Annotated in this window: 7 protein-coding genes and 1 tRNA gene; all 8 read left to right on the forward strand. The window is 59.5% G+C overall.

The window, feature by feature from the left end; translation table 11 throughout:
- Positions 1-183: 183 nt before the first annotated feature.
- The 8 genes from uca to ACYZT9_RS20525 all read left to right on the forward strand — a co-directional run bounded on the left by uca (position 184) and on the right by ACYZT9_RS20525 (position 11,629).
- Positions 184-3,822 (forward strand): urea carboxylase, encoded by a 3,639-nt coding sequence (gene uca, locus ACYZT9_RS20490; protein ID WP_462007154.1) that lies wholly within the window; start codon positions 184-186, stop codon positions 3,820-3,822.
- A gap of 25 nt (positions 3,823-3,847) precedes the next feature.
- The gene (atzF, locus tag ACYZT9_RS20495; RefSeq protein ID WP_462007155.1) at positions 3,848-5,620 is read left to right on the forward strand and encodes an allophanate hydrolase; all 1,773 of its coding nucleotides are present in this window, start codon (positions 3,848-3,850) and stop codon (positions 5,618-5,620) included.
- A gap of 291 nt (positions 5,621-5,911) precedes the next feature.
- On the forward strand, positions 5,912-7,411 hold the full coding sequence (locus ACYZT9_RS20500) for a sensor domain-containing diguanylate cyclase (RefSeq protein WP_462007156.1): 1,500 nt from the start codon (positions 5,912-5,914) through the stop codon (positions 7,409-7,411).
- Positions 7,408-7,602 carry a cysteine-rich CWC family protein gene (locus ACYZT9_RS20505; protein WP_462007157.1) on the forward strand — a complete coding sequence of 65 codons (195 nt, stop codon included), beginning with the start codon at positions 7,408-7,410 and terminating at the stop codon, positions 7,600-7,602. The genes ACYZT9_RS20500 and ACYZT9_RS20505 overlap by 4 nt, the downstream gene beginning before the upstream one ends.
- A gap of 57 nt (positions 7,603-7,659) precedes the next feature.
- A complete protein-coding gene (locus ACYZT9_RS20510; RefSeq protein ID WP_462007158.1) occupies positions 7,660-8,352 on the forward strand; it encodes a pseudouridine synthase in 693 nt (230 codons plus the stop codon).
- Positions 8,353-8,665: 313 nt separating this feature from the next.
- On the forward strand, positions 8,666-9,550 hold the full coding sequence (locus tag ACYZT9_RS20515; RefSeq protein ID WP_462007159.1) for an alpha/beta fold hydrolase: 885 nt from the start codon (positions 8,666-8,668) through the stop codon (positions 9,548-9,550).
- A 180-nt stretch (positions 9,551-9,730) separates the two neighbouring features.
- Positions 9,731-9,804: transfer RNA gene (locus ACYZT9_RS20520), tRNA-Gly, on the forward strand.
- 280 nt (positions 9,805-10,084) lie between these two features.
- Entirely contained in the window at positions 10,085-11,629 is a 1,545-nt protein-coding gene (locus tag ACYZT9_RS20525; protein WP_462007160.1) for a Fic family protein, read from the forward strand.
- Positions 11,630-11,635 lie beyond the last annotated feature (6 nt).

Genomic DNA, 11,635 nt, shown 5'->3' on the forward strand with positions numbered 1-11,635 from the left:
CTTGCTCGCGAAGAGGCCGTCACATCCACCATAAATGTCGATTGACACTCCGCCTTCGCGAGCAAGCCCGCTCCCACAGGGGTTCGGTGCTGCTTTGAAGAAAATTGATTCTGCCGTCGGGGACGACCTCGGCGCCTGTCAAAAAACTGCGGGACGGCCCGCATCCCCTCCAGGGGTTATGCCATGTTCGAAAAAGTCCTGATTGCCAACCGTGGTGCCATCGCCTGCCGCATCCTGCGCACCCTGAAAGAATTGCAGGTTCCAGGCGTCGCCGTGTACTCCGAAGCCGATGCCGCAAGCCTGCATATTCTGCAGGCCGATGAGGCCCACAGCCTCGGTGACGGCGCGGCGGCGGGCACTTATCTGGCCGTCGACAAAATCCTCGCCATCGCCAAAGCCACCGGCGCTACGGCCATCCATCCCGGCTACGGTTTCCTCTCGGAAAACGCCGCGTTCGCCGAAGCCTGCGAAGCCGCCGGTATCGCCTTCATCGGCCCGACGCCTGAGCAACTGCGCGTGTTCGGCCTCAAGCACACCGCACGTGCACTGGCCAAGCAACATGGCGTGCCGATGCTCGAAGGCACCGAGTTGCTCGACAGCCTCGACGCGGCGTTGATTGCCGGTGAACAGGTCGGCTACCCGGTGATGCTCAAAAGCACCGCCGGCGGTGGCGGCATCGGCATGCGTGTGTGCCGCAGCGCGGCCGAGTTGAGTGAATCCTTTGAAGCCGTAAAACGCCTCGGGCAGAACAATTTCAGCGACGCCGGGGTGTTCATCGAGAAGTACATCCAGCGTGCGCGGCATCTGGAAGTTCAGGTATTCGGCGACGGTCGCGGCGAGGTAATTGCCCTCGGTGTGCGCGACTGTTCGGTACAACGCCGCAATCAGAAAGTCCTCGAAGAAACCCCGGCGCCAAACCTGCCTGAAGGCATGGCTGACGAACTCTGCGCGGCGGCAATCAAACTGGCCAAAGCGGTGAATTACCGCAGCGCCGGCACCGTGGAATTCGTCTTCGACAGCGCAGACCAGCGTTTCTACTTTCTGGAAGTGAACACCCGTTTGCAGGTGGAGCACGGCGTCACCGAACAAGTCTGGGGCGTGGACCTGGTGCGTTGGATGGTGCAACTGGCGGCAGGTGATTTACCGCCGTTGAGCGTGTTGAGCCAAGGTTTGAAAGCCGACGGTCATGCGATTCAGGCACGGCTGTATGCCGAAGATCCCGGTCGCGATTTTCAGCCGAGCCCCGGCTTGCTGACAGCCGTAAACTTCCCTGTCGCCGATGGCAAACACCTGCGCCTCGACACCTGGGTCGAGGCCGGTTGCGAGATCCCGCCGTACTTCGACCCGATGATCGCCAAGATCATCAGCTGGGCGCCAACCCGCGAAGAAGCGCGTGCCGATCTGCACCAGGCATTGGGCGACAGCCTGCTGTACGGCGTGGAAACCAACCGCGATTACTTGCGGCAGATTTTGCTCGATGCACCGTTCGCCAGCGGGCAGCCGTGGACCCGCTGCCTCGAAGGTCTGCTCTATCAGGCCAGCACCTTTGAAGTGCTCAGCGCCGGGACGCAGACCAGTGTTCAAGATTATCCGGGTCGCCTCGGGTATTGGGCGGTGGGCGTGCCGCCGTCGGGGCCGATGGACAGCCGCGCGTTGCGTCTGGGCAATCTGTTGCTGGGTAACGAAGAAGGCGCCGCCGCGCTGGAAATCACCATGAGCGGGCCGTTGCTGCGCTTCAATTGCGACGCGGTGGTGGCGGTGACCGGCGCAGTCATTGCACTGACATTGAACGGTGAAACCGTCGCGATGAACACGGCGCTGCTGGTTCCAGCCGGCGCCACTTTAAGTCTCGGCACGACTGCCGGTGCGGGCGTTCGCAGCTATCTGTGCCTGCGCGGCGGGCTGCAAGTGCCGGATTATCTGGGCAGCAAAAGTACCTTCACCCTGGGGCAGTTTGGCGGGCATGGTGGTCGCGCGTTGCGTGCCGGCGACGTGTTGCATGTGCCTGCCTTGAGCGACCGCAGCGCTGGCGCGCAACTGCCTGAGATCGCCGAGTTGCCTGCCGTGCGCCGGATTCGGGTGATCTACGGTCCGCATGGCGCACCGGAATATTTCACCGAAAACTACATCGGCACGTTCTTCGCGACTCAATGGGAAGTGCATTTCAACTCCAGCCGCACCGGCGTGCGGTTGATCGGGCCTAAGCCGGAATGGGTGCGAGCTGATGGCGGTGAGGCGGGGCTGCATCCGTCGAACATTCATGACAATCCGTACGCCATTGGGGCGGTGGATTTCACTGGGGACATGCCGGTGATTCTGGGGCCGGATGGTCCCAGCCTGGGCGGGTTCGTTTGCCCGGTGACGGTGATCGAGGCGGATCTTTGGCAGCTCGGACAATTGAAAGCTGGCGACAAAGTGCAGTTCCTCCCGGTCGATCTCAAAACCGCCCGAAAACTTGCATTGAAATGGAATCACTGTGGGAGCGAGCTTGCTCGCGATGGCGGTGGCACATCCAATATTGATGTGACTGAAACGCCGCTATCGCGAGCAAGTTCGCTCCCACAGAGGACTGTGTCGCCTGTGGTGTTGGATATTGGTCAGGACGATACGCGGCTGGTTGCGAGGTTGTCGGGAGATACTCACCTGCTACTGGAAATCGGCGCCCCCGAGCTTGATCTCGTCCTGCGCTTCCGCGCCCACGCCCTCATGCAAGCCCTGGCGAGCAAACACCTGCACGGCGTAACCGACCTGACGCCGGGCATCCGCTCGCTGCAAGTACACTACCAACCCGAACAACTCCCGCTGACTGACCTGCTCGGTATCGTCGCCGGAGAATGGGACGCGGTGTGCGCCGCCAAGGACCTGCAAGTCCCCTCGCGCATCGTCCATCTGCCCCTGTCCTGGGACGACCCGGCCTGCCAATTGGCGATCGAGAAATACATGACCACCGTGCGCAAGGACGCACCGTGGTGCCCGAGCAACCTGGAATTCATCCGCCGCATCAACGACCTGCCGAACCTCGACGAAGTGCAGCGCACGGTGTTCGACGCCAGTTACCTGGTGATGGGCCTGGGCGACGTGTACCTCGGCGCGCCGGTCGCCACCCCGCTCGATCCGCGCCATCGGCTGGTGACCACCAAGTACAACCCGGCCCGCACCTGGACCGCGGAAAACTCGGTGGGCATTGGTGGCGCCTACATGTGTGTTTACGGCATGGAAGGCCCCGGCGGTTATCAGTTCGTCGGTCGCACGTTGCAGATGTGGAATCGCTACCGCGAAGTCGCCGCGTTCGATGGCAAACCGTGGCTGCTGCGCTTTTTCGACCAGATCCGTTTCTACCCGGTGAGCGCTGATGAACTGCTGCGCATCCGGCGGGACTTCCCGCTCGGGCGTTTCGATCTGAACATCGAACACAGCCAGTTGAACCTCGCGGACTATCAGGCGTTTCTGACAAAAGAAGCCGAGACCATCGCCGCGTTCCGCGAGCAGCAAAAAGGTGCGTTCAACGCCGAACGCGAGCGTTGGATCGCCAGCGGCCAGGCGCATTTCGACAGTGAAGAACCAGCTCCGGAAACCACCGAAGACGCACCGCTGGCCAGCGGCGAAATGAGCGTCGACAGCCACATCGCCGGCAACCTCTGGCAGGTTCAGGTGGAGACCGGCAGCCGCGTCGCCGCCGGTGATGTACTGGTGATTCTGGAATCGATGAAGATGGAAATCCCGCTACTCGCGCCGAGGGCCGGTGTAGTACGCGAGATCCGCGTGCAACCGGGTTCGGCGGTGCGCGCCGGACAACGTGTCGTGGTGTTGGAACTTGCCTGAACCCCATTTGAAAAGGATTAACGCCATGACCATCAATCTGCAACTCGACGCCGTGCGCAGCGCTTACCGCGACGGCAGCACCACACCTCGAAAACTGCTGTTGAGCCTGCGTGACAAGGCTGCTGCGCTTAATCCGGACTATCACCTGTTTATCCACTTGCTCAGTGTCGAGGAGCTGGAACCGTACCTCGCGGCCCTCGACGACCGCGATATCGACAGCTTGCCGCTGTACGGCGTGCCGTTCGCGATCAAGGACAACATCGATCTGGCCGGGATTCCAACCACGGCGGCGTGCCCGGCGTTTGCTTATGTGCCGGAACGTTCAGCGACCATCGTCGAGCAGTTGCTGGCGCTGGGAGCGATTCCACTGGGCAAGACCAATCTTGATCAGTTCGCCACCGGGCTCAACGGCAGTCGCTCGCCCTATGGCGCCTGCCCGAACAGCGTATTGCCGGAGTATCCATCGGGTGGTTCCAGCGCCGGGTCGTCGCTGGCGGTGGCGCTGGGTGTGGCGAGTTTTTCGTTGGGCACGGACACGGCGGGCTCCGGACGAGTCCCGGCTGCACTGAACAATCTGGTGGGGATGAAAGCCACCAAAGGGTTGATCTCCACGGCGGGTGTGGTGCCGGCGTGTCGTACGCTCGATTGCGTCACAACGTTTACCGCGACGGCTCGGGAAGCCAGCCAGTTGCTGGCGCTCACCGCACACCTCGATCCACGGGACGCGTACAGCCGCCGTAATCCGCTGTGGAACGACGGCTCGGCGTTCGGTACGCCGCGACCTTTTCGCTTTGGCGTGCCGCGAGCGCAGGACCTGGCGTTCTTCGGTTGCCCTGAAGGTCCGCTGTTGTTTGGTGATGCCATCGATCAGCTCACGGCGTTGGGCGGTGAAGCGGTGGAGATGGATATGTCGCCGTTCCTCGAAGCCGCGCGCCTGCTTTATGAGGGCCCGTGGGTGGCTGAGCGCTACAGCGTGGCTGGCGAGTTGATGGAGCAAAATCCTCAAGCGGTGTTGCCAGTGATTCGTGCGGTGTTGGCCAAGGCGCCATCGGTAAGCGGCGTACAGGCGTTCCGCGCGCAGTATCGGTTGCAAGCCTTGAAAGCGCTTTGCGACAAGGCGCTGGAAGGACTGGATTGCGTGGTCACCCCGACCATTGGCCGTCCCGTGACCCTGGCGGAACTGGAAGCTGAACCGGTGCTGCGCAATTCGGAATTGGGCTACTACACCAACTTCATGAACCTGCTGGATTACGCCGCCGTTGCCGTGCCGAGCGGGTTCATGGCCAATGGTTTGCCGTGGGGTGTGACGGTGTTTGGTCGGGCGTTTACCGATCAGTACTTGTTGGGCGTGGCGGATGCGTTTCAGCGTTGTTCGGATGCGCCTGCCTCTTCGGCAGTCGCCCGCAACGATCGCGCACGGCTGGTGGTGTGCGGCGCGCATCTCGATGGATTGACGCTGAACTGGCAACTGAAGCGGCGCGGGGCTCGCCTGGTCGAGACGACATTCAGCTCACCGGACTATCAACTGTTTGCACTGGCCGGCGGCCCGCCGTTTCGTCCGGGGATGGTGCGGGTGAAGGATGGCGGCGCGGCGATTGCAGTGGAGGTTTGGGAATTGCCGAGCAATGAGTTGGGGTCGTTTTTGACCGGGATTCCTGCTCCATTGGGGTTGGGCAAAGTGCAACTGGCGGATGGGCGTTGGGAGAGCGGGTTTATCTGTGAGGCTTATGGATTGGAGGGTGCGGTGGATATCAGTCATCTGGGTGGATGGCGTGCGTACCTGCAATCCCGGGCTTAAGAGCCAGAGAGCGATCAGAAACTGTGTGAGCGAGACCGGCTTGCCGGCGAAGGCATTAGCAAATTCACCACAGATGTCGACTGATGCACCGCTTTCGCGAGCAGGCTCGCTCCCACAGGTACAGCGTTGACCTTGTAGGAGCGAGCGGGCGGCGTTCCGACTTGCCCGCGAAGGCGTCCGCCCAGACGCCCCTGAACCTGATCCTTGCCGATTCACCCTACAAATCACGCAGTTATTTCCCCGCAGTCCCACTAGAATGCTCTCCATCGAATCACTGCCAACGGAATCGTCATGCCGCTTCGCCCGCCACTGTATTCGCAACGTTCGCTGGTTCTCACGCTGATCGCGCTGCTGGGCGCGGGTTTCCTTGCCACTTCATTCCTCAGCTACTACGCCTCGCGCGCCTCGATCCGCGACAACATCGTCAACACCGAGCTGCCGCTGACATCGGATACGGTCTACTCGGAAATCCAGAAGGACCTCGTCAGACCGATCCTGATTTCCTCGATGATGTCCCGCGACACCTTCATGCGCGACTGGGTCGTCAACGGCGAGCAGAACCCCGAGCAAATGACCCGCTACCTGAATGAGGTCATGACCCACTACGGCGCCTACACCTCCTTTTTCATCTCCAACAACAACCTGACCTACTATCAGGCCAAGGGCGTGCTGAAGAAAATCCGCAGTGACGATCCCAACGACCTCTGGTATTTCCGCGTGCGGGACATGCAGACGCCCTACGAGATCAACCTCGACCCGGACACCGCCAACAATAACCGTCTGACGTTCTTCATCAATTACAAGGTTTTCGACTACAACGAGCGCTTCATCGGCGCGGCCGGTGTCGGCTTGACCGTGGACGCGGTGATCCAACTGATCGACAAATACCAGCAGCGCTATCAGCGCAGCGTGTATTTCGTCGACAACTTTGGCCGACTGGTGCTCACCGGCGCCGACGGCGGCCCCGACGACGCCCGGGCGGGACAGTCGCTGTCCAACCTGGCGAGCATGAAGACCCTGCTGCTCCAACTGCCCAAGCCCCACGATGGCACCTACGAATACGCGGAGCCGGATGGCCAGGGACATTTCCTCAACGTGAGGTTCATTCCGGAACTGAACTGGTACCTGTTCGTCGACAAACGCGAAGACGGCGCCCTGAGTGAAATCCGCCATTCGCTGTACCTCAATCTGCTGATTTGCCTACTCGTGACATTGATCGTACTGGCCCTGCTCAACCGGGTGTTCAAGCGCTATCAGGGCCAGATCCAGGCGCAGGCAACCCTCGACAGCCTGACCGAACTGCCAAACCGTCGCGGCTTCGACCTGGTGGCCGCGCAAGCCATGCACGAAGCCCAACGCGAGCCGAAACCGCTGACCGCGTTGCTGCTGGATCTGGACCACTTCAAGGCCTTGAACGACACCTACGGCCACCTCGCCGGCGATCAGGTGCTGATCGGTTTCGCACGGGATCTTAAGCGTTGCCTGCGCCATTCCGACATCGTCTGCCGCTGGGGCGGTGAGGAGTTCATCGTGCTACTCAAGGACACGGACGGTGAGACCGGTCTGATGATCGCCGAGAAAATTCGTCAGTATGTCGAAGAACAGCGTTATGCCTACAACGATCAGGCCTTGAAGCTGACGGTCAGCATTGGCCTGACCACCCTGCAACCGGATGACACCTTGCACAGCCTGCTCTCCCGGGCCGATCATGCAATGTATCGGGCCAAGCAATCCGGCCGTAACCGTACCTGCGCGGAATGCCTCACACCCGTTATGCATAGTCCTACATGAACAAGCCAGAACTCTGCCCGGCCTGCGGCGCTTCCAACGATTGCACCCTGGCCGATCCTCGCACCGTCGATCGGCCCTGCTGGTGCTACGGCGTCAGCATCGACCCAACGGTTCTCGAAGCGCTGCCTGCCGAGCTGCGTGACAAATCCTGCCTGTGCCCACGCTGCGCTCAGGTCGAGGCTCAGTTGTAAGCATGCGTGCGGCTGATCACGTAAGATGCGCGGCCCTTTTCCTGTCGATCTCAATTCATGCGCGTTGACCGTTTCCTCAGCAACCTGCCCCGCTTCAACCGTAAGCAGGTTCGGCTGTTGCTGGTTGAAAAGCGCGTGCGGGTTGACGGAAATATCGTCATCGACCCGCACAGCGAGGTGCTGGAGTTCAGCCGTGTCGAAGTCGATCAAGAAGTCCTGCAAGCCGGCAAACCCGCCCGCTACTTCATGCTGCACAAACCGCCCGGTTGCGTTAGCGCCACCCGCGACCCAGAGCACTCGACCGTCCTTGATCTGATCGACGACCCGGACAAGCAAGACCTGCACATCGCCGGGCGCCTGGATTTCAACACCACTGGCCTGATGCTGATCACCAACGATGGCAACTGGTCGCGACGTTTGACCCAACCGCAGACCAAACTGCCCAAGGTCTACTACGTCGAGACCGAGCAGGACATCGGCCCGGAATATGCACTGAAATTCGCCGACGGCCTGTACTTCGCCTTCGAAGACCTGACCACGTTGCCTGCTGAATTGGAGCTTCTGGGGCCGAAAGCTGCACGTTTAAGCATCGTCGAGGGCCGTTACCATCAGGTGAAGCGGATGTTCGGTCACTTCGACAATAAAGTGCTTCGCCTGCATCGTGAGCGTATGGGGCCGCTGGTGCTCGACCCCGCGCTGAAACAGGGCGAATACCGCCCTTTAAGCGATGAAGAGATCAGATTGATCTAAGCAGCCTACCGCTGAGCAGAAGTTGTCGAACAATTTACGAATGGACTTGCGCGATGCCCGCTCCCCTGCTTGAATCAGGTCGTCAGCCGAAATGTGACTGACGAGTCACAACATACTTCTAAGAAACTTTTTGTCGGTTAGAGAACCCTAAGGTTCCGCCTCAGACCGGCAGAATGCCCGCCAATAATAAAACCCGTCGACCGGACTGCAATGGATCGACATGGGCTACTCAAATTCCAGGCGTATGCCTACCTGTCACAAAGCTCGTGCAATCTCATTTGCGCGCATACCCGCTTGCCAGGAGTCTTATGACATGAGGCCAGAAATCGCTGTGCTGGATATACAGGGTCAGTATCGGGTTTACACGGAGTTCTATCGCGCAGACGCCGCAGAGAAGACCATTATTCTGGTCAACGGCTCGATGGCCACGACTGCGTCGTTTGCACAAACTGTGAAAAACCTTCACCCGCAGTTCAATGTGGTCTGCTACGACCAGCCCTACGCGGGCAAGTCAAAAGCCCACAACCTGCATGAGAAATTGCTGACTAAGGAAGTTGAAGGACAGATCCTCCTGGAACTGATCGACCACTTCGCCGCCGAACACGTGCTGTCGTTTTCCTGGGGTGGCGCCGCGACCTTGGTCGCCCTCGCCCAACAACCACGGCGCATCGAAAAAGCCGTGATCAGCTCGTTCTCCCCGGAGATCAACGCGCACATGCTCGACTACCTCGAGCGCGGCGTCGACTACCTCGGCAGCCGTGACGGCGACCGGGTCGGCAACCTGGTGAACAGCACCATCGGCAAACACCTGCCGACCCTGTTCAAGCGCTTCAACTACCGCCATGTCAGCAGCCTGGCCGATCATGAATACGGGCAGATGCACTTCCACATCAGCGATCTGCTGCACAGCGACCGCCAGTGTTTCCTCAAAGCCTCGGAAAAAATCAACGTGCCGGTGCTGTTCATGAACGGCGAATGGGACGAATACACCGCCGCCGATGGCGCCCGGTTATTCGCCGGCCATGTGAAACACGCCACCTTCAAGACGCTGGATGCGACCGGCCACTTTCTCGACATGGAACACAAAGCCGCCTGCCGAGACAGCCGCGACACATTGCTCGGTTTCCTGAAACCTGAGCAACAGGCCATTCGACCGCGTTACCACTACATCCAGGACCACCATGCACTGGCAATCTGAAACAGCGTCATCGCGAGCGAGCTTCGCCCTACAACGCTAACGCAAATCTGTAGGAGCGAGGCTCGCCCGCGAACGACCGTCACGCGGTCTGATGTCTTGTTTCACCTGCGCTAAAGCCATCCCGCGCAAAGAAAAACTTCATTTCCACGCGCACATCTGGTACAAAGTCAGCCGCTCTGAGCGGGTGTCGTATAATGGCATTACTCCAGCTTCCCAAGCTGATAACGAGGGTTCGATTCCCTTCACCCGCTCCAATCGAATTTTGGTCTCACGTTGAGTTTTGACGGGGGATGCAGGTAAAGAAAAAACCGGCCTTGATGGCCGGTTTTTTTGTGTCTGGGGTTTGGTGGAATTGGCTTTTGCCCTCAGGGCACTTACGACTAAGCTGAGAGACGTTAACGTTTTTCTTGTAAATCACGTTTTCAGTATCAAAAATCACACAGGATTAGTATTTTCACACCCTAGAAAATTAACGTTTTCGCGCCACACCAGCATTTTTTTAGCGTTTTCATTGCCCTAATAAGGAATTCGTCAATGCCAGTCGGTTTCAAGGCCCTCGCCGATCGCAACGACATCGCACTTGCTCAGCCTCTGCGCATCGAGTCCGAGATCGGCACTGCACGTGTCAGCCGCGAAAGTGGCGGCAATGTGGAGAACCGCTATCCGCCAAGTTACCGGCCGGAAGACGATTTCGCAGGGCATTTCGAATTCGGCCTCAAGTACGAAGAAATTCATCTTGAATTCTTCGCTCGCCTGTTTGCGGCGATAGGCCCGCAGCCTATCGAAGACTGGTGTCGACGAGAACCTTTCGGCCAGTACGCCCGGCGCACCGGGTTCCTTTACGAATGGCTGACAGGGAAACGTCTGGATGTGCCTGACGTGACCAATGGCGCCTATGTCGATGCACTTTCATCCCAAAAATACCTGACTCGTCGCGAACCACTGCGAACTCGACGCTGGCGAATCAATAACAACCTGCCGGGAACGGCTGAGCTCTGCCCTTTGGTTCGTCGTACGGCGTCAGTGCAGGAAGCTTTGCAATTCGATCTACGCGCAGCATTGGCTGAGTTGAATCAGGCCTTCGGCCCCGACATCCTGATGCGTACGGCCAGTTGGCTGACGTTCAAGGAATCGCGCGCGAGCTTTCTCATCGAAAAGGAAGCCGACCAGGCCGATCGTATCCAGCGGTTCGCCCATGTCATTGCCCAGTACTGCGGTCATATCGAAAACCCGTTGAGCAACGCCAGCCTGCACTCCCTGCAAGCCGGCATTCTCGGACATGATGCGATCGGACTGGGCTTGCGCCAATCTCCTGTGTTTGTGGGACAGGCCACAATGCGCGAGGACATCGTGCATTACATTGCCCCCCATTCCGCGGATCTTGCGCAGCTATTGGCAGGACTCAACGAGTTTGAGGTCGCAACTCGTGGTGCGGAGTCACTGGCACGTGCCGCTGTGTTGGCATTTGGCTTCGTCTATATCCATCCCATGCGCGATGGCAACGGCCGGATTCATCGCTTCCTGATCAATGACACCCTGATTCGCGATAAGGCAGTACCCGACGGCGTGATCCTGCCGGTGTCAGCCACCATCACCAGTTCGATCGACTTCAGGGCCGGCTACGATCGTACGCTCGAAGTGTTCTCGCGACCGTTCATGCGACGTTACGCGACGGCCTATCGGTTCGGCGAACTCGTGACCTACGAGGACGGTACTCCCTGCAATTTCATCTTCGATGAATACGAGGACGCACGCTTTGCCTGGCGGTATCCCGATCTGACCGAACACGTTCTGTACACCGCACGCGTCGTCGAGCACACGATTCGAACGGAAATGGCGGATGAAGCCAGGGTGCTGATTATCTTTCAGCGAGCTCAGGAGCAGCTGAAAGAGGTACTGGAGATGCCGGACCAGGATGCGAATCGGATCATCCGTTCCATCAAGGAGAACGGATGGGTGGTGTCTGGCAAGTTGAAGAAAGGGTATCCGCAGCTTGAAGATGAGAGCATGGCGGGCCGCATCGTGGAGGCTGTGCGTTCTGCGTTTGAGGAGCGGCAGATGGGGGCTGGCGAGGAGTGATTATCG

The sequence above is a fragment of the Pseudomonas sp. ZT5P21 genome, from assembly GCF_054897785.1.

Excerpts from the sequence above, each read along its gene's own strand:
- ACYZT9_RS20500 (WP_462007156.1), top strand. The coding sequence starts at position 5,912 with ATGCCGCTTCGCCCGCCACTGTATTCGCAACGTTCGCTGGTTCTCACG.
- ACYZT9_RS20525 (WP_462007160.1), top strand. The coding sequence starts at position 10,085 with ATGCCAGTCGGTTTCAAGGCCCTCGCCGATCGCAACGACATCGCACTT.
- atzF (WP_462007155.1), top strand. The coding sequence starts at position 3,848 with ATGACCATCAATCTGCAACTCGACGCCGTGCGCAGCGCTTACCGCGAC.
- uca (WP_462007154.1), top strand. The coding sequence starts at position 184 with ATGTTCGAAAAAGTCCTGATTGCCAACCGTGGTGCCATCGCCTGCCGC.
- ACYZT9_RS20510 (WP_462007158.1), top strand. The coding sequence starts at position 7,660 with ATGCGCGTTGACCGTTTCCTCAGCAACCTGCCCCGCTTCAACCGTAAG.
- ACYZT9_RS20515 (WP_462007159.1), top strand. The coding sequence starts at position 8,666 with ATGAGGCCAGAAATCGCTGTGCTGGATATACAGGGTCAGTATCGGGTT.
- ACYZT9_RS20505 (WP_462007157.1), top strand. The coding sequence starts at position 7,408 with ATGAACAAGCCAGAACTCTGCCCGGCCTGCGGCGCTTCCAACGATTGC.